Source organism: Burkholderia sp. BCC1996 (assembly GCF_905339955.1).
Lineage (GTDB): Bacteria > Pseudomonadota > Gammaproteobacteria > Burkholderiales > Burkholderiaceae > Burkholderia.
This window is the reverse complement of record NZ_CAJPHM010000006.1, coordinates 20,160-44,031: the sequence shown is the minus strand read 5'-3', so window position 1 is coordinate 44,031 and position 23,872 is coordinate 20,160. Positions and strand designations below refer to the sequence as shown.

The window sequence follows — 23,872 nt, the reverse complement described above, 5'->3', positions numbered from 1 at the left end:
GCGGGCTTTTTGCTGTCTCGCGGCGCCTGGCCGAACGGTCACACGAGCACGAGGTTGTCGCGGTGAATCAGCTCCGGCTCCAGCATGTAGCCGAGCACCGTCTCGATCTCGCCGCTCGGCTTGCGGTGAATCAGCTTCGTTTCCGCGCTGCTGTAGTTCGTGAGGCCGCGCGCCACTTCACGCCCGTCGGGGCCGACACACGCGATCACCTCGCCGCGAGCAAACGCGCCCTGCACGCCAGTCACGCCGATCGGCAGCAGGCTCTTGCCGCCGGCCGTCAGCTTCTCGACCGCGCCCGCGTCGATCACGACGTGCCCGCGCACCTGCAGGTGATCGGCCATCCATTGCTTGCGTGCGGCCATCCGCGCGGTGCGCGCGATCAGCTGCGTGCCGATCGCCTCGCCCGCCGCCAGCCGCACCAGCACGTCGGCTTCGCGGCCGCTCGCGATCACGGTGTTCGCGCCGCTGTGCGCCGCGCGCTTCGCCGCGAGGATCTTCGTCAGCATCCCGCCGCGGCCGAGGCTCGAGCCGGCGCCGCCGGCCATCGCTTCGAGCTCCGGCGCGCCCGCGCTGGCTTCCGCGACCAGTGTCGCATTCGGATCCTTGCGCGGATCGGCGGTGAACAAGCCCGTCTGGTCGGTCAGGATGATCAGCGCATCGCCTTCGATCAGGTTCGCGACGAGCGCGCCGAGCGTGTCGTTGTCGCCGAACTTGATTTCGTCGGTGACGACCGTGTCGTTCTCGTTGATGATCGGCACGACGCCGAGCCGCAGCAGCGTCAGCAGCGTCGAGCGCGCATTCAGGTAGCGCTCGCGATCGGCCAGGTCGGCGTGCGTCAGCAGGATCTGCGCGGTGCGGATATCGTGCTCGGTAAAGCGGCTTTCATAGACTTGCGCGAGCCCCATCTGGCCGACCGCGGCGGCGGCCTGCAGCTCGTCGATCTCGCGCGGACGCTTGCTCCAGCCGAGCCGCTGCATCCCTTCGGCAATCGCGCCCGAGCTGACGAGCACCACTTCCTTGCCCTGCGCGCGCAGCGCGGCGATCTGGGCCGCCCAGCGGCCGATTGCAGCATGATCGAGCCCCTTGCCGTCGTTGGTCACGAGGCTGGAGCCCACCTTCACCACCAATCGCTTCGAATCCGCGATGATCGAACGCATCGTGCGCCGTCTCCTGTATCTGATGCCTGCCCGGCCGGGCGCAATTGAATTCAGGCACCGGACGCGATGCCCGGTGCGTGTCGGGCCCGCTCAGGCGTCGTCGCCGGGCGTCGCGCCGCCATCGGCTTGCGGCGCATCGCGGAACCGCACGTCCGCGGCCAGATCTTCCTCTTCCGCCGCACGATGCGCGTCCGAATGCTCGGCGAGGTAATCGTAGATCGCGTAGCACAGCGCTTCGCAGCCCTGGCCCGTGAGCGCCGAAATCTCGAACACCGGGCCGTCCCAGCCGAAACGGTCGAGGAAATCGGCGACGCGCGCCTCGCGCTCGTCTTCCGGCACCATGTCGAGCTTGTTGAGGACAAGCCAGCGCGGCTTCTCGTACAGCGCCTCGTCGTACTTGCGCAGCTCGCCGACGATCGCGGTCGCTTCCGCGACCGGATCGACGCTTTCGTCGAACGGAGCCAGATCGACGAGATGCAGCAGCACGCCGGTGCGCTGCAGGTGTCGCAGGAACTGGTGGCCGAGGCCCGCGCCTTCGGCGGCGCCCTCGATCAGCCCCGGAATATCGGCGATCACGAAGCTCTTGCTCGGGCCGACTCGCACGACGCCAAGGTTCGGCGCGAGCGTCGTGAACGGATAGTCGGCGATCTTCGGCTTCGCGTTCGACACCGACGAGATGAAGGTCGACTTGCCGGCGTTCGGCATGCCGAGCAGACCGACGTCGGCGAGCACCTTCAGCTCGAGCCGCAGCATGCGCCGTTCGCCGGGCTTGCCGTCGGTTTTCTGGCGCGGCGCGCGGTTCGTGCTCGACTTGAAATGCAGGTTGCCGAGACCGCCTGCGCCGCCCTTCGCAAGCATCACCTGCTGATCGTGCTCGGTCAGGTCGGCGATCAGCTCGCCCGTATCCATGTCGGTCACGACCGTGCCGACCGGCATGCGCAGCGTGACGTCGTCCCCGCCCTTGCCGTAGCAATCCGAGCCGCGACCGTTTTCGCCGTTGCGCGCCAGGTGCTTCTTCGCGTAACGGTAGTCGATCAGCGTGTTGATGTTGCGGTCGGCGATCGCGTAGACGTTGCCGCCCCGGCCGCCGTCGCCGCCGTCCGGCCCGCCGAACGGAACGAATTTCTCGCGGCGCATCGACGCGCTGCCATCGCCTCCGTCGCCGGCGATGACTTCGATTCGTGCTTCGTCAATGAACTTCATTCGTCACTCCGACCAGTATTTCCGCTATTGTGCCGCGCGCCGGCGCGCTTGAACAATCTGCCGTTCGGCCGATTGCGCGCCGTTTCGCGACAGCCGCCGGTGCGCACATGCGCCCGGCGGCCAAATAAAAAAAGGCCCCGCGAAGACTGCGGGGCCTTTCGGCTACGAAGCCCGTGGGTGCCTGAACTTAGGCAGCCGCCGGGACAACGATGACCAGATGCTTCTTGTCCGCGCCCTTGGTCGCGAACTTGACGTGACCGTCGACCAACGCGAACAGGGTGTGATCCTTGCCCATGCCGACGTTCTCGCCAGCGTGCATGCGCGTACCGCGCTGACGCACGATGATGCCGCCAGCGTTGATCGCCTGGCCGCCGTACACTTTCACGCCGAGACGTTTCGACTCGGAGTCGCGGCCGTTCCGGGAAGAGCCGCCTGCCTTTTTGTGTGCCATCTGATTGCTCCTTTACCGAGGCGCTTACGCGTTGATCGCGTCGATGCGCAGCTCAGTGTAGTTCTGGCGGTGGCCGCCGTGCTTTTGGTAGTGCTTCCGGCGACGCATCTTGAAGATGGTGACCTTGGCATGACGACCGTGCGACACAACGGTGGCCTTGACGGAAGCCCCACTGACCAGCGGCGTACCGAACTTAATCGATTCGCCTTCGCCCACTGCGAGAACCTGGTCGAGCGTGATTTCAGCGTCAATGTCAGCCGGTATCTGTTCTACTTTGAGTTTTTCGCCAACGGCAACCTTGTACTGCTTGCCGCCGGTTTTTATGACCGCGTACATTGAGAACCTCACTCTGGATCCAATTTTTCCGCACACCACGCGCGGAAAACACGTGATTATACATGGGCTTAGCACCCAAGTCAAAGCCGATCCACGATTGCCGCCCGCAAGCCCTGGCCGGACGGCCAAAATCACCGGGCAGACACGTCCGACAGACCGGCATATCGCGGATTCGACTTATAATCCGCGGCATCACCCATTTCGATCATCATGTCGTCGTCCACCGCCTCCCCCACCCTCAGCGCCGCCCACCTGCTCGCCCCGATCGCCAGCGACATGGAGCAGGTGAATCGCGTTATCCGGCAAAGCCTCGCGTCCGACGTGCTGCTGATCAACCAGATCGCCGAGTACATCATCGGCGCGGGCGGCAAGCGGCTGCGTCCGGCCCTGCTGCTGCTCGTCGCCGGCGCGCTCGGCGAGACGTCGCACCAGCGGCACGTGCTGGCCGCCGTCGTCGAGTTCATCCACACGGCCACGCTGCTGCATGACGACGTCGTCGACGAATCCGAACTGCGGCGCGGCCGCCAGACGGCCAACGCGCTGTTCGGCAACGCGGCGAGCGTGCTGGTCGGCGACTACCTCTATTCGCGTTCGTTCGAGATGATGGTCGGCGTCGGCAAGATGCGCGTGATGGAAATCCTGTCGGAAGCGACGACGATCATCTCCGAAGGCGAAGTGCTGCAGCTCCTGAACATGCACGACGCGGACGTCGACGAGACGCGCTACATGCAGGTGATCCGCTACAAGACGGCGAAGCTGTTCGAGGCATCGGCCCGCCTGGGCGCGGTGCTCGCCGGCGCCGATGCGCCGACCGAAGCCGCCGCCGCCGAATACGGCCGCCGGATCGGCACCGCATTCCAGATCATGGACGACTGGCTCGACTACGCGGGCACGGCCGAAGCGATGGGCAAGAATGCCGGCGACGACCTGCGTGAAGGCAAGCCGACACTGCCGCTCATCTATCTGATCGAACGCGGCACGCCCGAGCAGTCGGCGCTCGCCCGCGAGGCGATCGAACAAGGCGGCACCGATCGCTTCGACACGATCTTCGACGCGATCACGCGTTCGGGCGCGCTCGACCATACGCTCGAATGCGCGCGCCAGGAAGCACAGGCCGCCGCGGCCGCGATCGCCGCGTTCCCGGATTCGATCTACAAGGAAAGCCTGCTCGCGCTGTGCTCGTACTCGACGTCGCGACAGTCGTAAGCGCGCGGCGACCGCGACGCGAACCGCTTTTCGAAAAATTTCTTCATCAAGGTATTCCCTTTTCGAAAAAACATCGTTATAGTTACGTTCTTGCTTGTGACGACGCAGCGATCTGAACGAAAGCGGCGAAGTCGGAAGAGCAAAAAATCGGGGTGTAGCTTAGCCTGGTAGAGCGCTACGTTCGGGACGTAGAGGCCGGAGGTTCGAATCCTCTCACCCCGACCAGATTTTGAAAAAACCGTGCACCGCGTGCACGGTTTTTTTTTGCCTTCTTCTGCCTGGTCTCGCGAGCGCGCGTGTCGCGCACGACACATCCCGGCCGCCGGCCTCTGCTATATTCCCTCCATCCCTGTCCTTCACTGCCCTTCTGACGCGTGGACCAAATTCCCTTATGGGCGCAAATCGGCGCCGTCTTCCTGCTTCTCCTCTGCTCCAGCTTCTTTTCCATTTCCGAGACCGCGATGATGGCGCTCAACCGCCATCGGCTGAAGCATCTCGCCGGCCAAGGCGTGCTCGGCGCGAAAACCACGCAGGGTCTCCTCACGCGCACCGACCTGCTGCTCAGCGTGATCCTGATCGGCAACAACCTGTTCAACACGATCATCCCGGTCCTGACGACGTCGCTCGCGCTGCACACGTTCGGCCGTAACAACCTGGCGCTGTCGATCGCGACCGGCATCGTCGCGTTCCTGATCATCGTGTTCGCGGAAATCGCGCCGAAGATCGTCGGCGCGACCTTTCCCGAACGCATCGCGCTGCCCGCCAGTCTCGTGATCGCGCCGCTGATGCGCGTGTTCAAGCCGGTCGTCTGGTTCGTCAATGAACTGGCGAACGGCGTGCTCTGGATGCTACGCATCAATACGAAGAAGGGCCGCGACCAGCGGATGTCCGCCGACGAGCTGCGCGCGATCGTGCTCGAGTCGAGCAGCTTCATGCCGACCAAGCACCGCAGCATCCTGCTCAACCTGTTCGACCTCGAGAACATCACGGTCGACGACGTGATGGTGCCGCGCCGCCAGATCGAGTCGCTCAACTTCTACGCGCCGCTCGACGACATCCTGCATCAGCTCGAGACCTGCTATCACAACCGCCTCGTCGTCTACGAAGGCGACATCGACAAGGTGCTCGGCGTGCTGCACGTCCGCAAGACGCTCACCGGGCTGCACAACCAGGATTTCGACCGCGAAACGTTGCGCACGCTGCTCGCCGAGCCGTACTACGTGCCGTCGGGCACGCCGGTCGTCCAGCAGCTCCAGTATTTCCAGGAAAGCCGGCAGCGGACCGCGCTCGTCGTCAACGAGTACGGCGAACTCGAGGGGCTCGTCACGCCCGAGGACATCATCGAGGAACTGATCGGCGAATTCACGACGTCGATGCCGCGCGGCGAACGCGCGGGCGGCTGGAACGAGAACGGCGAATGCATCGTCGCCGCCAGCATGCCGCTGCGCGAACTGAACCGCTGGCTGCACCTGCAACTGCCGACCGACGGGCCGAAGACGCTCAATGGCCTGATCCTCGAAATCCTCGAGGAAATCCCCGAAGGCGACGTGTGCCTGAAGATCCGCGACGTGATGCTCGAGGTCATGCGCAGCGACGACCAGGCCGTGCGCACCGTCAAGCTCTTCAAGCCGCGCAGCACGCGCGCACGCGGCGCGCGCTAGCCGAACGGCCGACTGTCGGCGCCGCGCACGATACGCGACCATTTGCCGGTCACGATCAACAGGCGGCCGAGCGCCGGCTCACATGCACTTCCCACTTCCCGGGGCGCCGCTGCACACGCAGCGGCCGCCTGTCTCCACCGACGCATCGCCCGCCGAAACACCGCGGTCGCTCGATGCGGCGCAACTCGACGACTCGCCCGCCGTACGGCTGCTGACCGACACGCTGCACGCCGCCCGCGTGCGCGACGCGTCCGACATCCACGTCGAACCGTTCGAAGCAGGCTGGCGCATCCGCCTGCGCATCGATGGCGTCCTGCATGAACACGCGCGGCCGCCCGCTCATCTGCGCGACGCGCTCGTGACGCGGATCAAGGTGCTCGCCCGCATGGACATCGCCGAGCGCCGGCTTCCGCAGGACGGCCGGCTGCGCATCGCGGTCGACGGCGGCACGCGCGGCGACTACCGGGTCAGCTCGCTGCCCACGCTGTTCGGCGAGAAGCTCGTGTTGCGCCGCCTCGAAACGCTGCCGCCCGACCTCACGCTCGCGCGTCTCGGCTTCGACGCGCGGCAGGCCGCGGCGATGGAAGCCGCGATACGCGCGCCGCACGGTCTCGTGCTCGTCACCGGGCCGACCGGCAGCGGCAAGACGCTGTCGCTCTACTGCGCGCTGCAGATGCTCGACCGCGATGCGCACAACGTGTGCACGGTCGAGGATCCGGCCGAGATCCAGCTCGACGGCATCAACCAGGTCGGCGTCGCCGAAAAAGCCGGGCTGACGTTCGCCACTGCGCTGCGCGCGCTGCTGCGTCAGGACCCGGACGTCATCATGGTCGGCGAGATTCGCGATGCGGAGACGGCCGACGTCGCGATCAAGGCCGCACAGACCGGGCACCTCGTGCTGTCCACGCTGCATACGAACGACGCGCCGGCAGCCGTCGCGCGACTGCTCGACATCGGCGTCGCGCCATACAACCTCGCCGCCGCGTTGCGCCTCGTCACCGCGCAACGCCTCGTGCGGCGCCTGTGCCCCACCTGCCGCGTGCGTTCGGACGCGTCGGTGCGCGCGCTGCGCGAAGCAGGCTGCAATCCGGCAGCACTGGAATCCGGGTGGCGCCCGTTCGTCGCGCGCGGCTGTGCCGCCTGTCACGGCATCGGTTATCGAGGCCGCATCGGCCTGCATCAGACGATGCCGGTTTCACCGGAGATGGCGGAACGCATCGTCGCGCGCGCAAGCGTCGGTGCGCTCGCGCAATGCGCGGCAGCCGAGGGCGTACGTAGTCTGCGCGACGCGGCACTCGCGCACGTTCGCGACGGTACGACGAGCGTCGCGGAAGCGCTGGCCGCGACGCCCGACGCGTGATCGCGATGCCTGCACCGCCGCATGAGACGCGTTTCGCGTGGCGTGGCCGTCGTCGCGACGGCACGCCATGCCGCGGGAACGTCATCGCCTTCGATGCCGCCGCCGCACGTGCGGCGCTCGCGCGCGACGGCGTCACGGTGCTGTCGCTCGATGTCCGCGGCACGGCCCGGCCGCCGTCGGCCGGCGCGCGGGAAGTCACGCGCTTCACGCGTCAGCTCGCGAGCCTGCTGCAGGCCGGACTGCCGCTCGCACCGTCGCTCGAGATGCTCGCGCGCACCCGCACGCGTGACGGGCTGCCGCGCATCGCCGCCGGCCTCGCACGCGAGATCGTCGGCGGGCAACGCTTCGCCGCCGCGCTCGCACGCTACCCGTCCCAGTTCGGCACGCTGTATCGCCAGTTGATCGAGGTAGGCGAAGCATCGGGCGCGCTCGGCACCGTACTGACCCGCGTCGCGGAACACCGCGAACGCGCCGACGCGCAATGGCGCAAGCTGCGTGCCGCGCTCGCCTACCCGGTCGCCGTCATCGTGTTCGCGCTCGCGATCTCGGCCGCGCTGATGGTGTGGGTCGTGCCGACGTTCCGGCAGATCTTCGACGGCTTCGGCGCGGCCTTGCCGGCGCCGACCCGAGCCCTGCTCGCCCTCTCGTCCGCGACCTCGGCCTGGGGCGGCACGTTCGTCGCCGGGGCAGCGGTGGCGGGGCTCGCCGCACGTCACGCGCTGCGGCGCTCGCCATCGCTGCGCTACACGGCCGCGCGGCACGTGCTGGATGCGCCGCTCGTCGGCGGCGCGCTCACGCGGTTCGCGACCGCGCGCTGGTGCCGCTCGCTCGCAACGCTGCTCGGTGCGGGCGTCCCGCTCGCCGATGCATTCGCCACGCTCGAACGCACCGCCGGCCATCCGGTGTTCGAGCAGGCCACCGCGCAGATCGCGACGCACGTGCTGCGCGGCGCGCGTCTCGCCGATGCGATGCACGCGGCGGGCTGCTTCCCGGACGACGTCGTGCAGCCGATCGCCGTCGCCGAGGAAACCGGCGCACTCGACACGATGCTCGCCGATATCGCCGCGCTATGCGAGCGTCAGCTCGACGCACGCCTCGATGCGCTCACCGCGCTCGGCGAGCCGCTGATCGTGATCGTCCTGGGTGCGCTCGTCGGCGGCCTCGTGATCGCGATGTATCTGCCCATCCTTCAGCTGGGCAACGTGGTGTAGCATCGCAACCGATTCTGTCGCCTTTCAAGCCCGAACCCGAGCCCCATGACGCCCGCGCCCCTGACCGCCGTTTTCGACTCGCCCGACAGCACGTTGCACGCGCTGGCGATGCTGCCGCTCGCGGTGCAGTATGCGTTCGCCGTCGTGCTCGGCCTGTGCGTCGGCAGCTTCGTGAACGTCGTCGTGCACCGGGTCCCGGTGATGATGCAGCGCGCGTGGCAGGCCGAAATCGCCGAAGCAACCGGCAGCGCAAGCTCGCCGCCGGACGACGGCTATCCGCCGCACTACGATCTGTGGCGCCCGCGCAGCGCCTGTCCGCATTGCGGTCACGTGCTGCGCGCGTGGGAAAACATCCCGCTCGTCAGCTACCTGCTGTTGCGCGGGCGCTGCCGTCAGTGCGGCCATGCGATCGGCGTGCGCTATCCGCTCGTCGAGCTCGCCGGTGCGCTGCTCGCCGCCGGTTCGCTCGCCGCGTTCGGCCCCACCGTTGCCGCACTCGCCGCGTTCGGACTGTGCGCCGCGCTGCTGGCGATGAGCGCGATCGATATCCAGACCGGCTACCTGCCCGATTCGATGACGCTGCCTCTGCTGTGGGCCGGGCTCGCACTGAATCTCGGCGGCACGTTCACGTCGCTGCGTTCGGCCGTGGTCGGCGCGATGGCCGGCTACCTGTTCCTGTGGTCGGTCTACTGGTTGTTCAAGTGGCTGCGCGGCATCGAGGGCATCGGCTTCGGCGACCTGAAGTTGCTCGCCGCGCTCGGCGCGTGGATGGGCTGGGCCGCGCTGCCGCAGGTCGTACTGTTCGCCGCGGTGACGGGTGCGCTCGTCGGGCTCGTCGCGACCTGGCGCGGGCGCATGCGCTTCGAGGAGCCGATTCCGTTCGGCCCGTTCCTCGCGGCAGGCGGCGTCGCCACGCTGTTTTTCGGTACCCCTTTCTATTCGGCGCTCGGCGGCTGACATGACACGCTGCCAACGTCCGCCATGTTCGCTGCGTCGCGGGGAGGCGCTTCGCTTCCGCGCGGCGGCCCGGCGGAGGCTCACATGTTTGCAATAGGACTGACCGGCGGCATCGGCAGCGGCAAGACGACCGTCGCCGACCTGTTCGCCGCACGCGGTGCATCGCTCGTCGACACCGACCTGATCGCGCACCGCATCACCGCACCGGCCGGTCTCGCGATGCCCGCGATCGAACACGCATTCGGACCGGACTTCGTCGCGGCCGACGGCTCGCTCGATCGCGCGAAGATGCGCGCACTCATTTTCAGCGACGACGATGCACGCCGGCGCCTCGAGGCGATCACGCATCCGCTGATCCGCGCCGAAACCGATCGCGAAGCCCGCGCAGCGCAGGGCCCTTACGTGATCTTCGTCGTGCCGCTGCTCGTGGAGTCAGGTAACTGGAAGGCGCGCAGCGATCGTGTGCTCGTGGTCGACTGTCCGGTCGAAACGCAGATCGCACGTGTGATGCGACGCAATGATTTCACGCGCGAACAGGTCGAAGCGATCATCGCGAGACAGGCAACGCGCGAAGCGCGTCTCGCAGCGGCCGACGACGTGATCGTCAACGACGCGACGACGCCCGATGCGCTCGCCGCGCAGGTCGATGCACTGCACCAACGCTATCTCGCATTGGCGGCTGCCGCGCACTGATCGCGGCGTGCGATCGTGATGGTGTACGAAATTGGTGCGTTGCTAGGGTAGACAGTGAGCATTAGAATGTCCTGCATTGTTTCAATCCCTACCCTAGAGGCGAGCGCGCTTGATTCTTTACGAGTATCCGTTCAACGAGCGAATTCGCACGCTGTTGCGCCTCGAAGACCTGTTCGAGCGCTTCGCGTTCTTTTTGGCTCAGGAGGACCCGCGTGAGCATCACGTCGCGCTGACGACGCTGTTCGAAATCGCCGAGGTCACGGGCCGCGCGGACCTGAAATCGGATCTGATGAAAGAGCTCGAACGTCAACGCCAGACGCTCGCCCCCTTTCGCGGCAATCCTGGCATCGAACAGAATGCGCTCGAGTCCGTGCTCGGTGAAATCGAGCAGACGCTCGCCAATCTTGCGCAGATGCAGGGCAAGACCGGGCAGCATCTGGTCGACAACGAGTGGCTCGCCAGCATCCGCAGCCGCGCGGTGATTCCCGGCGGCACGTGCAAGTTCGACCTGCCGTCGTACTACGCGTGGCAGCAATGGCCCGCGGAACAGCGGCGCCAGGACATCGCGAAATGGATCCTGCCGCTGCTGCCGCTGCGCGATGCCGCGGCGATCGTGCTGCGGCTCGCGCGCGAATCGGGCCAGGCGTCGAAGGTGATGGCGATGCAGGGCAGCTACCAGCAGATGCTGTCGGGGCGCACCTATCAGCTGATGCAGGTGCGCGTGCCGCCGGAGCTGCGCGTGATTCCCGAAGCGAGCGCCAACAAATACATGTTGTGGGTACGGTTCACCATGCAGGACGGCGACGTGCGGCCGCGCGCGGTGGACATCGACGTGCCGTTCCATCTGACACTGTGCAATCTGTAACGGCCGTGTGCCGGTTCGACGCTTTCGTATGACTACCGTTGTGAAATGTCCTTCGTGCGGCGCAGAAGTGCGCTGGACGCCTGAAAACAAGTTCCGTCCCTTCTGTTCGGCCCGCTGCAAGCAGCTCGACCTCGGCGCATGGGCCGCGGAAAAGTACCGGATCGGCGGGTCCTCCGACGAGGGTCCGTCTTCGGAGGAAGACGGCACCGACGGCCGCCGCGACAGCTGAGCGGCGCACGGCACCGCCCATGGGCGGATACGGCCCGCCTTCCAGGCGAGCCGTCACGGCGTCATTGCGACGCCGCTTCCTTCTCGAGCAGTTCCAGCACCGGCAGCGCCGCCGGCAACAGCGGCGCGACCTCGACGGGCAGTTGCTGCCATACGAACGCCTGCCCTTCCTTGCTGTGCGGCTCGCCCGTCCAGCCCGTCACCTTGCAGAAATAGAGCCGCACGTACGCGTGCGGATAATCGTGTTCGAGCGTATGCCAGCGGTGGCTGGCCGTGACTTCGATGCCGAGCTCCTCGTGCAGCTCACGCGCCAGCGCGTCCTCGACGCTCTCCCCGGCCTCCAGCTTGCCGCCCGGAAACTCCCAATAGCCTTCATACGGCTTGCCCTGCAGCCGCTGCGCGAGCAGGTAGCGACCGTCTGGCTGCACCATCACGCCGACCGCGACCTCCGTCACCTTCCGGCCGTCGGGCGCGCGCACGGCGCTCGTTACGGAATCCGTGCTCATGCCTGCTCCTTGCGGCCCGACCAGTCGCGCGCGAACTGCCATGCGACACGCCCCGAACGCGAACCGCGCTCGAGCGCCCAGACGAGCGCATCGCCGCGTGCCGTCTCGATCTCGGCGTCCGCGCAACCGAAATGGCGCAGCCAGTGCGCGACGATGTCGAGGTAGTCGTCCTGCTTGAACGGGTAGAAGCTGACCCACAGGCCGAAGCGCTCCGACAGCGAGATCTTTTCCTCGACGACTTCGCCGGGGTGGATCTCGCCGTCCGGCAGATGCTTGTACGACTCGTTGTCGCTCATGTACTCGGGCAGCAGATGGCGGCGATTCGACGTCGCGTAGATCAGCACGTTGTCGGACTGCGCGGCGATCGAGCCGTCGAGCGCGACCTTCAGCGCCTTGTAGCCCGATTCGCCATCCTCGAACGACAGGTCGTCGCAGAACACGATGAACCGCTCCGGACGCTGCGAGATCACCTCGACGATGTCGCCGAGATCGTGAAGATCGTCCTTGTCGACTTCGATCAGGCGCAGCCCGTCCTTCGCATAGGCGTTCAGGCACGCCTTGATCAGCGACGACTTGCCGGTGCCGCGGGCACCGGTCAGCAGCACGTTGTTCGCCGGCTTGCACTGCACGAACTGCCGCGTGTTCTGCTCGATCAGCCCTTTCTGCCGATCGATGTTGTGCAGGTCGTCGAGCGTGATCGTCGACGCTGCCGGCACCGGTTGCAGATAGCCGCGCCCCTGGCGCTTGCGCCAGCGAAACGCGGTGGCGGCGTTCCAGTCGACGGCCGCCGGCGCCGGGGGCAGCATCCCCTCGAGGCGGCCGAGCAGCGCTTCCGCGCGCGTCAGAAACTGTTCGAGCTTGTCCATGTCGTTCGAGCGCTCCCGATCAGGAGCGGTAGTCCGCGTTGATGCTCACGTAATCGTGCGACAGGTCGCACGTCCAGACCGTTGCCTGCGCGTCGCCGCGGCCAAGCAGCACGCGGATCGTGATTTCGCTCTGCTTCATCACGCGCTGGCCGTCCTCTTCCTGATAAGCCGGGTTGCGGCCACCGGCCTTCGCGACGAGCACGTCGTCGAGATAGAGATCGATCTTGCCGACGTCGAGATCCGTGACGCCCGCGTAGCCGATCGCCGCGAGAATCCGGCCCAGGTTGGGGTCGGATGCATAGAAGGCCGTCTTCACCAGCGGCGAATGCCCGATCGCATACGCGATCTGGCGGCACTCGGCGACGCTCTTGCCGCCCTCGACCTGCACCGTCATGAATTTCGTCGCGCCTTCGCCGTCGCGCACGATCAGCTGCGACAGCTGCTGGGCAACCTGCGTCACTGCATCGCGCAGCGCCGCATAAGCCGGCGAGTCGGTCGACGTGATCGCGGGCAGCGTGCTCTTGCCCGACGCGATCAGGATGAACGAGTCGTTCGTCGACGTGTCGCCGTCGATCGTGATGCAGTTGAACGAGCGGTCGGCCACTTCCTTCACGAGCGTGTCGAGCACCGGCTGCGCGACGTTCGCATCGAACGCGAGGAAGCCGAGCATCGTCGCCATGTTCGGCTTGATCATGCCCGCGCCCTTGCTGATGCCCGTCAGCGTGACCGTATGGCCGTCGATCGTCACCTGGCGCGACGTGGCCTTCGGCAGCGTGTCAGTCGTCATGATCGCCTGCGCGGCGTCGTACCAGTTCGCGGCCTTGCGGTTCGCGAGCGCGGCCGGCAGCCCGGCCTTCAGGCGGTCGATCGGCAGCGGCTCGAGAATCACGCCGGTCGAGAACGGCAGCACCTGTGCGGCGTCGAGGCCCGCGAGACGCGCGAGTTCCGCGCAGGTTTCGCGGGTGTTCGCGAGGCCCGGCTCGCCGGTGCCCGCATTCGCGTTGCCCGTGTTCACGACGAGCGCGCGGATGCCCGCGCCGCCCGCGCGCACCTTCGCGAGATGCTCGCGGCACACGATCACGGGCGCGGCGCAGAAGCGGTTCTCGGTGAATACGCCGGCGACCGTCGCCCCTTCGTCGACGGAGATGACCAGCACGTCCTTGCGATTCGGCTTGCGGATGTTCGCTTCCGCCCAGCCGAGCGTGACGCCGGCGACGGGATGGAGTTGGGCGGGATCGATCGACGGAAAATTGACAGCCATGGGGCACACCTGCCGGATGGAAAATGCCGGCACGCGCCGGCATCGATTGGAAGAACCGGCGGCCGCACGCGCGGGCCGCCGCAACTCACGTCACTGACTCGAAGCTGCGAACGAAGCGGCACGCGGATGCGCGCCGCCGCCGATCATGACAGCTTCCCGTGACATTGCTTGTACTTCTTGCCGCTGCCGCACGGGCACGGGTCGTTGCGGCCGACCTTCGGCATCTCGCCGCCGGGGCCGCTGTGGGTCATCGCGCTGCCGACCATGTCGGCCGTCGCCGTGGCCGCGGTGGCGGCCGCGACGTTCGCGACCGGCGCGCCGGATTCCGCGTAGTCGGCGTGCTGAAACTCGACGTTTTCGAGATGACCGCCGCGCTCCTCGATCTGCTCGGCGGCTTCCTCGAGCTGCTCAGGCGACTGGATCTGCACGTTCATCACGATGCGCGTGACTTCCTGCTTGATCGCGTCGAGCATCGCGGCGAACAGCTCGAACGCTTCGCGCTTGTATTCCTGCTTCGGGTTCTTCTGCGCATAGCCGCGCAGGTGGATGCCCTGGCGCAGGTGGTCGAGCGCCGCGAGGTGCTCGCGCCACAGCCGGTCGACCGTCTGCAGCATCACCGAACGCTCGAACGCGCTGAACGATTCGCGGCCGACCAGCGCGACCTTCGCCTCGTACTGCTCGTCGGCGGCGGTCGTCACGGCTTCGAGAATCTCCTCGGCCGTGATCGACGACGACTCGTTCACCATTTCCTGGATCGCGAGGTCGAGCTGCCAGTCGTTGCGCAGCGCTTCCTCGAGCTCGGGCACGTCCCACTGTTCCTCGATGCTGCCTTCCGGCACGAACTGGCGGACGACTTCGGTGATCACGCCGTGACGCATCGCCGAGATCGTCTCGGTGATGTCGTGCGCTTCGAGCAATTCGTTGCGCTGCTGGTAGATCACCTTGCGCTGGTCGTTCGACACGTCGTCGTATTCGAGCAGCTGCTTGCGGATGTCGAAGTTGCGCGCTTCGACCTTGCGCTGCGCCGATTCGATCGAACGCGTGACGATGCCGGCCTCGATCGCCTCGCCTTCCGGCATCTTCAGGCGATCCATGATCGAGCGCACGCGGTCGCCCGCGAAGATGCGCAGCAGCGGATCGTCGAGCGACAGGTAGAAGCGCGACGAGCCCGGATCGCCCTGGCGGCCCGCACGGCCGCGCAGCTGGTTGTCGATCCGGCGCGATTCATGGCGCTCGGTGCCGATGATGTGCAGGCCGCCCGCGGCCTTCACCTGCTCGTGCAGCGTTTCCCACTCATCGTGCAACTGCTTGATGCGGCGCGCCTTTTCGTCGGCCGGGATCGCTTCGTCGGCTTCGATGAATGCGGCCTGCTTCTCGGCGTTGCCGCCGAGCACGATGTCGGTACCGCGACCGGCCATGTTGGTCGCGATCGTGATGCGCTTCGGACGGCCGGCTTCCGCGACGATCGCCGCTTCACGCTCGTGCTGCTTCGCGTTCAGCACCTCGTGCGGCAGCCCGGCCTGCTTCAGCAGGTGCGACAGCAGTTCCGAGTTCTCGATCGAGGTCGTGCCGACCAGCACCGGCTGACCGCGCTCGTAGCACTCGCGAATGTCGCGGATCACCGCGTCGTAGCGCTCCTTGGCCGTCTTGTAGATCTGGTCCTGCTTGTCGATCCGCTTCGGCGGACGGTTGGTCGGGATCACGACCGTCTCGAGGCCGTAGATCTCGTTGAATTCGTACGCTTCGGTGTCCGCCGTGCCCGTCATGCCCGCGAGCTTCGCGTACATCCGGAAGTAGTTCTGGAACGTGATCGAGGCGAGCGTCTGGTTCTCGCTCTGGATCTTCACGTGCTCCTTCGCCTCGACCGCCTGGTGCAGGCCGTCGGACCAGCGGCGGCCCGCCATCAGGCGGCCCGTGAATTCGTCGACGATCACCACTTCGCCGTTCTGCACGACGTAGTGCTGATCCTTGTGGAACAGCGTGTGGGCGCGCAGCGCCGCGTACACGTGGTGCATCAGCGTGATGTTCTGCGGCGCGTACAGGCTCTCGCCCTCGCCGATCAGGCCCCACTCGGCGAGCAGCCGCTCGGCCTTCTCGTGGCCCGACTCCGTCAGGAACACCTGGCGCGACTTCTCGTCGAGCGTGTAGTCGCCCGGCTTCTCGACGCCCGTGCCATCGGCCTTCTCCTCGCCGATCTGGCGCTCGAGCAGCGGCGGCAGCGCGTTCATCCGCACGTACAGCTCGGTGTGGTCTTCCGCCTGGCCCGAAATGATCAGCGGCGTACGCGCCTCGTCGATCAGGATCGAGTCCACTTCGTCGACGACCGCGAAGTTCAGGGCCCGCTGCACGCGCGCGTCGGTCTCGTAGACCATGTTGTCGCGCAGGTAGTCGAAGCCGAACTCGTTGTTCGTGCCGTAGGTGATGTCCGACGCGTAGGCCTGCTGCTTCTGGTCGTGCTCCATGCCGGACAGGTTGATGCCGACCGACAGACCGAGGAAGTTGTAGAGGCGCGCCATCCATTCGGCGTCGCGCTGCGCAAGGTAGTCGTTGACCGTCACCACGTGCACGCCACGGCCGGCCAGCGCATTCAGGTACACGGGCAGCGTCGCGACGAGCGTCTTGCCTTCGCCGGTGCGCATTTCCGCGATCTTGCCGTAGTGGAGCACCATGCCGCCGATCAGCTGCACGTCGAAATGGCGCATCTTCAGCACGCGGCGGCTCGCCTCCCGGCAGACCGCGAACGCCTCGGGCAGCAGCTTGTCGAGCGACTCGCCGCCCGCGATCCGCTGGCGGAACTCATCCGTCTTGCCGCGCAACTGGTCGTCCGTCAGCTTCTCGATCTGCGTTTCGAGCGCATTGATCGTCGCGACGGTCTTTTGGTATTGCTTGACGAGCCGCTGGTTGCGGCTGCCAAAAATTTTCTGGAGAAAACCGGTTGTCATCGGATCGGATCCTGCGTCGCAGCACCGGCGCCCGGCGCGTGTTGCGCGCCCCGACGCCCGAGCCTCGGCGGCTTAGCGAATTAGTGGAATCAAACGAGGAATTTTAGCACGCGAGAAAGCATGCGCCGGTGTCCCGGCCCGACCCACGCCGCACGCCGAACCCGTGCAGGCAACCGGGCGCACGGCCCGAAAGCCGCCCGTGCGGGAGCCGGCGCGGGTACAATCGGCGTCAACGTCCGCGCCCGTGCGCGCCCGAAGAATGCCTCGATGAATCGATTTTCCAAGCGTTTCGGCCCGCTCCCCGCGTATCGCCCGCAACCCGTGTCCGAAGTGCTCAACCGCACCGACGCGTTCGCGGCGCTGCGCGCCGGCGTCGAACAGGTCGCGTCGCTGCAGCGCGACCTCGCCGCGCTCCTGCCCGACTATCTTGCGAGTCATGTCGAACCGGGCTCCATCAAGGACGGCACCCTGACCCTCTTTGCCGCGCACAATGCGCTCGCGGCCCGCTTGCGGCAAGTCGAGCCGCGCCTGCTCGCCGATCTCCAGAAGCGCGGCTGGCCGGTCTCGGCGCTGCGCGTTCGCGTGCGTCCGAAGGACGCGCCGGAACCGCCGCACGTGAAGCAGGCGCGCATGACGACCGTCGGCGCCGCCGCGTTGCGCGAGCTCGCCGATCACCTCGAGCCATCGCCGCTGCAGGCCGCGCTCGCGCGGATGGCCGCACGGCACGGTGCGAAGTCGTCGCGCTGAACGCGCACCGCCACCGCCCGTGCGGGCCGGCCGCCCAATAAAAAAGCGACCCGAGGGTCGCTTTTTTTATCGCGGGGCGCCGGACGCCGATCAGGCGAAGGCCGTCTGCGCGTCGAACGCGAAGCCCTTCGGCGCAGCCTGCGGATCGTCGAACGTGACGATCTCGTACGCGTCTTCGTGCGCGAGCAGTTCGCGCAGCAGCGCGTTGTTCAGCCCGTGCCCCGACTTGTACGCGGTGTACGACGCCAGCAGCGGATGGCCGACCACGTACAGGTCGCCGATCGCATCGAGCATCTTGTGCTTCACGAACTCGTCGTCGTAACGCAGCCCGTCGTTGTTCAGGATCCGGTACTCGTCGAGCACGATCGCGTTGTCCATGCTGCCGCCGCGCGCGAGACCCAGCTCGCGCATCATTTCGACTTCATGGGCAAAACCGAACGTGCGCGCACGCGCGATCTCGCGCACGTACGACGTATTCGCGAAATCGACCTCGAGCTCCTGGCCGGTCTTGTCGACGGCCGGGTGACGAAAGTCGATCGTGAACTTCAGCTTGAAGCCGAAATACGGATCGAGACGCGCGAACTTGTCGCCGTCGCGGATTTCGACCGGCTTCTTCACCTTGATGAAGCGCTTCGGCGCGTTCTGCTCCTCGATGCCCGCGGACTGGATCAGGAACACGAAGGACGCGGCGCTGCCGTCCATGATCGGGATTTCCTCGGCCGTCACGTCGACATAGAGGTTGTCGATGCCGAGGCCGGCGCACGCCGACATCAGGTGCTCGACGGTCGACACGCGCGCTCCATCCTTCTGCAGCACCGACGCGAGCCGCGTGTCGCCGATCGACATCGCGGATGCCGGAATGTCGACAGGCGTGGGCAGGTCGACGCGTGAGAATACGATCCCCGTGCCCGGCGCGGCCGGGCGGAGCGTCAGTTCGACCTTGCGGCCCGAGTGGAGACCGATGCCCACGGTCTTCACGATCGATTTGATGGTGCGCTGCTTCAGCATGATGTTCTTCGTCTTGATTGAGAATATCAATCAGGAGTTATATTCGATAGGTGAGATTATAGCGTAATTCCCTATTCGACGCTGTTTGAAACTGCGTATCAATCTGTTTCGACTGGTTACCCGCGCCGATACGGGACGGGCCGATGCCCGGAACGGAGGCGTTTCCGGTCATCGGCCCGTGTTACAACTGCCCTGAGGCCGGTGAGCAGCGTTGCCGGCAGGCAACGGCGCACCGCAGGATCAGGACTTCAACGTCGCGAGCACACTCGCCGCATCGCTCACTTCGAACTTGCCCGGCGCTTCGACGGCCAGCGTCTTGACCACACCGTCGTCGACCACCATCGCGTAGCGCAGGGAACGGATTCCCATGCCACGCGCGGACAAATCCTGCGTCAGCCCCAGCGCATGAGTGAAAGCAGCGCTGCCGTCCGCCATCATGCGCACCTTGCCCGCGGTGTGCAGATCACGTCCCCATGCGCCCATCACGAATGCGTCGTTGACGGACACGCACCAGAGCTCGTCGATGCCCGCCGAGCGCAGTTGCTCGGCGTGCTCGACATAGCCCGGCACATGCTGCGCCGAGCAGGTCGGCGTGAAAGCTCCCGGCAATCCGAAGATCACCACCCGCTTTCCCGCAGCCTGGTCGCGCACGCTGAAGGCATTCGGCCCCAGCGTGCAGCCTTCGCGCGCGTCGTCGATGAACTCGAACAGTTGCGCGTCGGGCAGCGCGTCGCCCACTTGAATCATGGCTGGTCCCTCATAGCGATACGGTTTTTCAGCGTGTTGCGGACAGCACAGCCCATCCCGCCTCGCTCGAGCGAAGAGGGCACGTTTCCCGGCCCGGCGTCGCATCCGACGCGGCCTGTCGTGGTCCGTGGCATCCGTCACGCCGGCGTTACCGCGGCAAACTTGCCGCGGCTTCGCCTGTGTGCGTCGTCAGTCAGCCTGCTTGCGCAGGAAAGCCGGGATGTCGTACGTGTCGACACCCTTCTCCTGCAGCGCCTGCACGTGCGATGCCGCGGTTTCGCGCGAGTTGCGCCACACCGCCGGCGTATCGAGCGCGCCGTAGTCGGCCGTGCTGACGTGCTGCGGCTGCGCATAGCCGTGCGAGACGTTCACCGGCTGGTTGTCGGTGCCGGTGCGCAGCAGCGTCATCGGAGCCGATTGCTGCTTCTTCGCCGCACGGCCCAGACCCGTCGCCACGACCGTCACGCGCAGCGCATCGCCCATCGCGTCGTCGTACACCGCACCGAAGATCACCGTGGCATCTTCCGCCGCGTAGCTCTTGATCGTGTTCATCACTTCGCGCGTTTCCGACAGACGCAGCGAACGGCTCGACGTGATGTTGACCAGCACGCCGCGCGCGCCCGACAGATCGACGCCTTCGAGCAGCGGGCTCGCCACGGCCTGTTCCGCCGCGAGGCGTGCGCGATCGACGCCGGCGACCGTCGCCGTGCCCATCATCGCCTTGCCCTGCTCGCCCATCACCGTCTTCACGTCTTCGAAGTCGACGTTCACGAGGCCATCGACATTGATGATTTCGGCAATGCCCGCAACCGCGTTGTTCAACACGTCGTCCGCGCACTGGAAGCACTTGTCCATCTCGGCGTCATCGCCCATCACGTCGAACAGCTTGTCGTTCAGGACGACGATCAGCGAGTCGACGTGATCCTCCAGTTGCTGCGAGCCTGCTTCCGCGACGCGCATGCGCTTGCCGCCTTCGAATTCGAACGGCTTGCTGACGACACCCACCGTCAGGATGCCCATCTCCTTCGCGATCTGCGCGACCACCGGCGCCGCGCCCGTGCCCGTGCCGCCACCCATGCCGGCCGTGATGAACACCATGTGCGCGCCACGCAGTGCGTCGGCGATGCGCTCGCGCGCCTCTTCCGCCGCCGCCTTGCCCATTTCCGGCTTCGCGCCGGCGCCGAGGCCCGTGTTGCCGAGCTGGATCACGGACGGTGCGCGCGCACGCGACAGCGCCTGTGCGTCGGTGTTCATCACGATGAAGTCGACGCCCTGCACGCCACGGTTGATCATGTGCTGAACGGCATTGCCGCCAGCGCCGCCAACGCCGACCACCTTGATGATGGTGCCGTTGGTTTCGGTTTCCAGCATTTCGAATTCCATTGTTGCCTCCGTCAAGAAAATAAAACTACTCGGCCGTTATTCGGCAGGAGATCGGGCAACCCCCTGTCGCGCGCCAGCCGCCGGCACCGGCGCGAATTTCGATTCGGTATGTCAAAAGTTGCTCAGGAACCATTCCTTCATCCGCGAGAAGATCTGCCCCGCGTTGCCGGACTGCACGGCGACCTTGCGGCCGCGCATGCGCTGCGCACTGCCTTCGACCAGCAGGCCCATCGCCGTCGAGTAGCGCGGGTTGCGCACCACGTCGGCGAGGCCGCCTGCGTATTCCGGCGCGCCGATGCGCACCGGTTTCAGGAAAATGTCTTCACCGAGCTCGACCATGCCCGGCATCATCGAAGCCCCGCCGGTAATGACCACGCCGGAGCTCAGCAGTTCTTCGTAACCCGACTCGCGCACGACCTGCTGCACGAGCGAGAACAGTTCCTCGACGCGCGGCTCGATCACGGCGGCAAGCGCCTGGCGCGACAGCGTGCGCGGACCGCGTTCGCCGAGGCCCGGCACTTCGACCATCTCGTCCGGATCGGCGAGCGCCTGCTTCGCGATCCCGTAGCCGACCTTGATGTCTTCCGCGTCCGGCGTCGGCGTGCGCAGCGCCATCGCGATGTCGCTCGTGATCTGGTCGCCGGCGATCGGAATCACCGCGGTGTGGCGGATCGCGCCTTCGGCGAAGATCGCGATGTCGGTCGTGCCGCCGCCGACGTCGACCAGCACCACGCCGAGATCCTTCTCGTCTTCAGTCAGCACGGCCAGCGACGACGCGAGCGGCTGCAGGATCAGGTCGTTCACTTCCAGCCCGCAGCGGCGCACGCACTTGACGATGTTCTGCGCGGCGCTGACCGCACCGGTCACGATGTGCACCTTCACCTCGAGGCGGATCCCGCTCATGCCGATCGGCTCGCGCACGTCTTCCTGGCCGTCGATGATGAATTCCTGCGTGAGGATGTGCAGCACCTGCTGGTCGGTCGGGATGTTGATCGCCTTCGCGGTCTCGATCACGCGCGCGACGTCGGTCTGCGTGACTTCCTTGTCCTTGATCGCGACCATCCCGCTCGAGTTGAAGCTGCGGATGTGGCTGCCGGCGATCCCCGTGAACACGTTGGTGATCTTGCAGTCGGCCATCAGCTCGGCTTCCTCGAGCGCGCGCTGGATCGACTGCACGGTGGCCTCGATGTTGACCACCACGCCCTTCTTCAGACCTTTCGACTCGCTCTGGCCGAGGCCGATCACCTCGTAATGGCCTTCGCCCTTCAGCTCGGCGACGATGGCCACCACCTTCGACGTGCCGATGTCGAGGGAAACCAGCAGATCCTTGTAGTCTTTGCTCATAAAGTGCTCTTGCGTGTGATCTCTCGTTACTTCTTGCGCTTGTCGGTATCGGTCAGGAACCGCATGCCTGCCGCACGAATCGCGAATCCGTTCGGATAACGCAGGTCCGCGTACTCGATGTCGTTGCCCCAACGCTCCGTGACAGCCGGCCACGCGGCGACGAGGCGCTGGCTCCGGTCATGCAGCGACTCGCTGTTGCGTTCCTTGCCCAGCTCGACCTGCATACCGTTCGACAGCTTCACCGTCCACGCGTAGCGCGCCGACAGCGTCACTTCTTCCGGCGCCGCCTTCAGCGGCGCAAACCAGTTCGCGAAGTCGTGATACCGCGTGACGACTTCCTTCGCACTGCCCTCCGGGCCGTCGAACGCGGGCAATTCCTGATCCAGTTCGCCCTGGTTCGCGGTGAACAGCTCGCCGTCGACGCTCACGAGCTGCGCACTGCCCCAGGTCCCGAGCGGTTTGTACTCCTCGAGCGTGACAGCCAGCGCATTCGGCCACACCCGGCGCACGCTCGCGTGGCGCACCCACGGCATCTGCTCGAACGCGGCCCGCGCCGCGTCGAGATCGACCGTGAAGAAATTGCCCTTCAGCCGGCCGACCACGCCCGCACGCACCGTCGGCGAGTTGATGTGCTCGGTGTCGCCATCGATCCGGATTTCGCGCAGCGCGAACGTCGGACGCTGGATCAGCCAGTAGCAGCCGGCCGCCGCCAACACGAGCAGCAACAGCGCGTACAGCGCGCTGGCGGCAAGGTTGAGTTGGCGAACGTTGTTCCACATACGTCGTTCCGTTCCTGCGTCAGTCGTTGAGCGTAAGCGACAGCACCTTCACGACCAGCTCCGAATAGCTGATGCCGATCGAGCGCGCGGCCTTCGGCGGCAGCGAGTGGTCGGTCATCCCGGGGGCCGTGTTCACTTCCAGGAAATACGCGTTGCCGGCGGCGTCGAGCATGAAGTCCGCCCGGCCCCAGTCGGTGCAGCCGAGCACGTCGAACGCGCGGCGCGCGATGCGCTTCAGTTCCGCTTCCTGTTCGGCGGGCAGCCCGCACGGAATCAGGTACTGCGTGTCGTCGGCGACATACTTCGCGTGGTAGTCGTAGAACTCGCCGGCCGGCACGATTTTGATCAGCGGCAGGTCGAGATCGCCGGCGATGCACGCGGTGTATTCGCCGCCGCCTTCGATGCTCTTCTCGACGATCACGATCTTGTCGTGCGTCGCCGCTTCCGACAGTGCGGCGGGCAACGCGTCGGCCGTCTTCACCTTCAGCACCGCGACGCTCGAGCCTTCGCTCGCCGGCTTCACGAACAGCGGCAGGCCGAGCTTCGCGACGATGTCCGTCGCGCGCGCCGCGTAGTCGTCGCCCCGCATCACCATCTCGAACGGCGGCGTCGGCACGCCCGTCTGCTGCCACACGAGCTTCGTGCGGAACTTGTCGAGGCCGAGCGCCGAGCCGAGCACGCCGCTGCCCGTGTAGCGGATCCCGTAGAAATCGAGTGCGCCCTGGATCTGGCCGTTCTCGCCGTAGCCGCCGTGCAGCGCGTTGAACGCGCGCACGAAGCCTTCGTCCTTCAGCGCCGACAGCGGCCGCTCGGCCGGGTCGAACGGATGCGCGTCGACGCCCGCGTCGCGCAGGCCCTGCAGCACGAGGCGGCCCGAGGTGAGCGACACCTCGCGCTCGGCGGATTCGCCGCCGAACAACACCGCCACCTTGCCGAAACGTTTCGGATCGATCCCGCTCAT

General features: G+C 66.4%; 23 protein-coding genes and 1 tRNA gene. 10 read left to right on the top strand and 14 right to left on the bottom strand.

Translation table 11 applies throughout. The annotated features are described in order from the left end of the window. Positions 1–38 precede the first annotated feature (38 nt). The 4 genes from proB to rplU all read right to left on the bottom strand — a co-directional run bounded on the left by proB (position 39) and on the right by rplU (position 3,147). A complete protein-coding gene (gene proB, locus U4Z64_RS10245) occupies positions 39–1,157 on the bottom strand; it encodes a glutamate 5-kinase (RefSeq protein ID WP_044844216.1) in 1,119 nt (372 codons plus the stop codon). A gap of 90 nt (positions 1,158–1,247) precedes the next feature. After that, the gene (cgtA, locus tag U4Z64_RS10240) at positions 1,248–2,360 is read right to left on the bottom strand and encodes an Obg family GTPase CgtA (RefSeq protein ID WP_044844217.1); all 1,113 of its coding nucleotides are present in this window, start codon (positions 2,358–2,360) and stop codon (positions 1,248–1,250) included. A 187-nt stretch (positions 2,361–2,547) separates the two neighbouring features. Further along, positions 2,548–2,811 (bottom strand): 50S ribosomal protein L27, encoded by a 264-nt coding sequence (gene rpmA, locus U4Z64_RS10235; protein WP_006476999.1) that lies wholly within the window; start codon positions 2,809–2,811, stop codon positions 2,548–2,550. Between the two features lie 24 nt (positions 2,812–2,835). After that, complete coding sequence (gene rplU, locus U4Z64_RS10230) at positions 2,836–3,147, bottom strand: 50S ribosomal protein L21 (protein WP_006025184.1); 312 nt, start codon at positions 3,145–3,147, stop codon at positions 2,836–2,838. Positions 3,148–3,357: 210 nt separating this feature from the next. On the opposite strand from rplU, the gene U4Z64_RS10225 reads away from it, so the two are divergent. From U4Z64_RS10225 to U4Z64_RS10185, 9 genes are all read left to right on the top strand, one after another. Next, a complete protein-coding gene (locus U4Z64_RS10225) occupies positions 3,358–4,353 on the top strand; it encodes a polyprenyl synthetase family protein (protein WP_044844218.1) in 996 nt (331 codons plus the stop codon). Between the two features lie 148 nt (positions 4,354–4,501). Then, a tRNA-Pro gene (locus U4Z64_RS10220) sits at positions 4,502–4,578 on the top strand. Between the two features lie 149 nt (positions 4,579–4,727). Beyond that, the gene (locus tag U4Z64_RS10215) at positions 4,728–6,014 is read left to right on the top strand and encodes an HlyC/CorC family transporter (RefSeq protein WP_082088470.1); all 1,287 of its coding nucleotides are present in this window, start codon (positions 4,728–4,730) and stop codon (positions 6,012–6,014) included. 82 nt (positions 6,015–6,096) lie between these two features. Further along, a complete protein-coding gene (locus U4Z64_RS10210) occupies positions 6,097–7,374 on the top strand; it encodes a GspE/PulE family protein (RefSeq protein WP_124571479.1) in 1,278 nt (425 codons plus the stop codon). A 5-nt stretch (positions 7,375–7,379) separates the two neighbouring features. After that, positions 7,380–8,585 (top strand): type II secretion system F family protein, encoded by a 1,206-nt coding sequence (locus U4Z64_RS10205; protein ID WP_321819900.1) that lies wholly within the window; start codon positions 7,380–7,382, stop codon positions 8,583–8,585. Between the two features lie 45 nt (positions 8,586–8,630). Next, the gene (locus U4Z64_RS10200; protein ID WP_044844221.1) at positions 8,631–9,542 is read left to right on the top strand and encodes a prepilin peptidase; all 912 of its coding nucleotides are present in this window, start codon (positions 8,631–8,633) and stop codon (positions 9,540–9,542) included. An 84-nt stretch (positions 9,543–9,626) separates the two neighbouring features. Beyond that, positions 9,627–10,235 carry a dephospho-CoA kinase gene (gene coaE, locus U4Z64_RS10195; RefSeq protein ID WP_124488225.1) on the top strand — a complete coding sequence of 203 codons (609 nt, stop codon included), beginning with the start codon at positions 9,627–9,629 and terminating at the stop codon, positions 10,233–10,235. 109 nt (positions 10,236–10,344) lie between these two features. Further along, on the top strand, positions 10,345–11,100 hold the full coding sequence (gene zapD / locus U4Z64_RS10190; protein ID WP_044844223.1) for a cell division protein ZapD: 756 nt from the start codon (positions 10,345–10,347) through the stop codon (positions 11,098–11,100). 28 nt (positions 11,101–11,128) lie between these two features. Continuing rightward, positions 11,129–11,329 carry a DNA gyrase inhibitor YacG gene (locus U4Z64_RS10185; protein ID WP_039317342.1) on the top strand — a complete coding sequence of 67 codons (201 nt, stop codon included), beginning with the start codon at positions 11,129–11,131 and terminating at the stop codon, positions 11,327–11,329. 61 nt (positions 11,330–11,390) lie between these two features. Here the strand turns inward: U4Z64_RS10185 and U4Z64_RS10180 are convergent, their stop codons facing one another. From U4Z64_RS10180 to secA, 4 genes are all read right to left on the bottom strand, one after another. Further along, the gene (locus U4Z64_RS10180; RefSeq protein ID WP_044844224.1) at positions 11,391–11,834 is read right to left on the bottom strand and encodes an NUDIX domain-containing protein; all 444 of its coding nucleotides are present in this window, start codon (positions 11,832–11,834) and stop codon (positions 11,391–11,393) included. Next, positions 11,831–12,700 (bottom strand): ATP-binding protein, encoded by an 870-nt coding sequence (locus tag U4Z64_RS10175; RefSeq protein ID WP_044844225.1) that lies wholly within the window; start codon positions 12,698–12,700, stop codon positions 11,831–11,833. The genes U4Z64_RS10180 and U4Z64_RS10175 overlap by 4 nt, the downstream gene beginning before the upstream one ends. Positions 12,701–12,719: 19 nt before the next feature. After that, positions 12,720–13,961, bottom strand: coding sequence for a bifunctional glutamate N-acetyltransferase/amino-acid acetyltransferase ArgJ (gene argJ, locus U4Z64_RS10170; RefSeq protein ID WP_124488224.1), 1,242 nt, complete (start codon positions 13,959–13,961; stop codon positions 12,720–12,722). Positions 13,962–14,104: 143 nt separating this feature from the next. Beyond that, on the bottom strand, positions 14,105–16,903 hold the full coding sequence (gene secA / locus U4Z64_RS10165; RefSeq protein ID WP_124488223.1) for a preprotein translocase subunit SecA: 2,799 nt from the start codon (positions 16,901–16,903) through the stop codon (positions 14,105–14,107). A 267-nt stretch (positions 16,904–17,170) separates the two neighbouring features. Here secA and U4Z64_RS10160 point away from each other — a divergent pair, with 267 nt between their 5' ends. Beyond that, positions 17,171–17,650, top strand: coding sequence for a DUF721 domain-containing protein (locus U4Z64_RS10160; RefSeq protein ID WP_044844228.1), 480 nt, complete (start codon positions 17,171–17,173; stop codon positions 17,648–17,650). Between the two features lie 90 nt (positions 17,651–17,740). Here the strand turns inward: U4Z64_RS10160 and lpxC are convergent, their stop codons facing one another. The 6 genes from lpxC to U4Z64_RS10130 form a co-directional block, all read right to left on the bottom strand. Continuing rightward, positions 17,741–18,658, bottom strand: a complete 918-nt coding sequence (lpxC, locus tag U4Z64_RS10155) for a UDP-3-O-acyl-N-acetylglucosamine deacetylase (protein ID WP_044844229.1) — start codon at positions 18,656–18,658, stop codon at positions 17,741–17,743. Positions 18,659–18,898: 240 nt separating this feature from the next. After that, positions 18,899–19,405 carry a peroxiredoxin gene (locus tag U4Z64_RS10150; protein ID WP_321819899.1) on the bottom strand — a complete coding sequence of 169 codons (507 nt, stop codon included), beginning with the start codon at positions 19,403–19,405 and terminating at the stop codon, positions 18,899–18,901. Between the two features lie 189 nt (positions 19,406–19,594). Beyond that, positions 19,595–20,788, bottom strand: coding sequence for a cell division protein FtsZ (ftsZ, locus tag U4Z64_RS10145; RefSeq protein ID WP_044844231.1), 1,194 nt, complete (start codon positions 20,786–20,788; stop codon positions 19,595–19,597). Positions 20,789–20,899: 111 nt separating this feature from the next. After that, positions 20,900–22,132 (bottom strand): cell division protein FtsA, encoded by a 1,233-nt coding sequence (ftsA, locus tag U4Z64_RS10140; protein WP_044844232.1) that lies wholly within the window; start codon positions 22,130–22,132, stop codon positions 20,900–20,902. Between the two features lie 26 nt (positions 22,133–22,158). Continuing rightward, complete coding sequence (locus tag U4Z64_RS10135) at positions 22,159–22,911, bottom strand: cell division protein FtsQ/DivIB (protein WP_124520021.1); 753 nt, start codon at positions 22,909–22,911, stop codon at positions 22,159–22,161. Positions 22,912–22,930: 19 nt separating this feature from the next. Further along, positions 22,931–23,872, bottom strand: a complete 942-nt coding sequence (locus U4Z64_RS10130; RefSeq protein ID WP_321811387.1) for a D-alanine--D-alanine ligase — start codon at positions 23,870–23,872, stop codon at positions 22,931–22,933.

Coding starts and splice junctions, on each gene's coding strand:
- proB (WP_044844216.1), bottom strand. CDS start 1,157: ATGCGTTCGATCATCGCGGATTCGAAGCGATTGGTGGTGAAGGTGGGC.
- cgtA (WP_044844217.1), bottom strand. CDS start 2,360: ATGAAGTTCATTGACGAAGCACGAATCGAAGTCATCGCCGGCGACGGA.
- rpmA (WP_006476999.1), bottom strand. CDS start 2,811: ATGGCACACAAAAAGGCAGGCGGCTCTTCCCGGAACGGCCGCGACTCC.
- rplU (WP_006025184.1), bottom strand. CDS start 3,147: ATGTACGCGGTCATAAAAACCGGCGGCAAGCAGTACAAGGTTGCCGTT.
- U4Z64_RS10225 (WP_044844218.1), top strand. CDS start 3,358: ATGTCGTCGTCCACCGCCTCCCCCACCCTCAGCGCCGCCCACCTGCTC.
- U4Z64_RS10210 (WP_124571479.1), top strand. CDS start 6,097: ATGCACTTCCCACTTCCCGGGGCGCCGCTGCACACGCAGCGGCCGCCT.
- U4Z64_RS10205 (WP_321819900.1), top strand. CDS start 7,380: ATGCCTGCACCGCCGCATGAGACGCGTTTCGCGTGGCGTGGCCGTCGT.
- U4Z64_RS10200 (WP_044844221.1), top strand. CDS start 8,631: ATGACGCCCGCGCCCCTGACCGCCGTTTTCGACTCGCCCGACAGCACG.
- coaE (WP_124488225.1), top strand. CDS start 9,627: ATGTTTGCAATAGGACTGACCGGCGGCATCGGCAGCGGCAAGACGACC.
- U4Z64_RS10185 (WP_039317342.1), top strand. CDS start 11,129: ATGACTACCGTTGTGAAATGTCCTTCGTGCGGCGCAGAAGTGCGCTGG.
- U4Z64_RS10180 (WP_044844224.1), bottom strand. CDS start 11,834: ATGAGCACGGATTCCGTAACGAGCGCCGTGCGCGCGCCCGACGGCCGG.
- U4Z64_RS10175 (WP_044844225.1), bottom strand. CDS start 12,700: ATGGACAAGCTCGAACAGTTTCTGACGCGCGCGGAAGCGCTGCTCGGC.
- argJ (WP_124488224.1), bottom strand. CDS start 13,961: ATGGCTGTCAATTTTCCGTCGATCGATCCCGCCCAACTCCATCCCGTC.
- secA (WP_124488223.1), bottom strand. CDS start 16,903: ATGACAACCGGTTTTCTCCAGAAAATTTTTGGCAGCCGCAACCAGCGG.
- U4Z64_RS10160 (WP_044844228.1), top strand. CDS start 17,171: ATGAATCGATTTTCCAAGCGTTTCGGCCCGCTCCCCGCGTATCGCCCG.
- lpxC (WP_044844229.1), bottom strand. CDS start 18,658: ATGCTGAAGCAGCGCACCATCAAATCGATCGTGAAGACCGTGGGCATC.
- U4Z64_RS10150 (WP_321819899.1), bottom strand. CDS start 19,405: ATGATTCAAGTGGGCGACGCGCTGCCCGACGCGCAACTGTTCGAGTTC.
- ftsZ (WP_044844231.1), bottom strand. CDS start 20,788: ATGGAATTCGAAATGCTGGAAACCGAAACCAACGGCACCATCATCAAG.
- ftsA (WP_044844232.1), bottom strand. CDS start 22,132: ATGAGCAAAGACTACAAGGATCTGCTGGTTTCCCTCGACATCGGCACG.
- U4Z64_RS10135 (WP_124520021.1), bottom strand. CDS start 22,911: ATGTGGAACAACGTTCGCCAACTCAACCTTGCCGCCAGCGCGCTGTAC.
- U4Z64_RS10130 (WP_321811387.1), bottom strand. CDS start 23,872: ATGAGCGGGATCGATCCGAAACGTTTCGGCAAGGTGGCGGTGTTGTTC.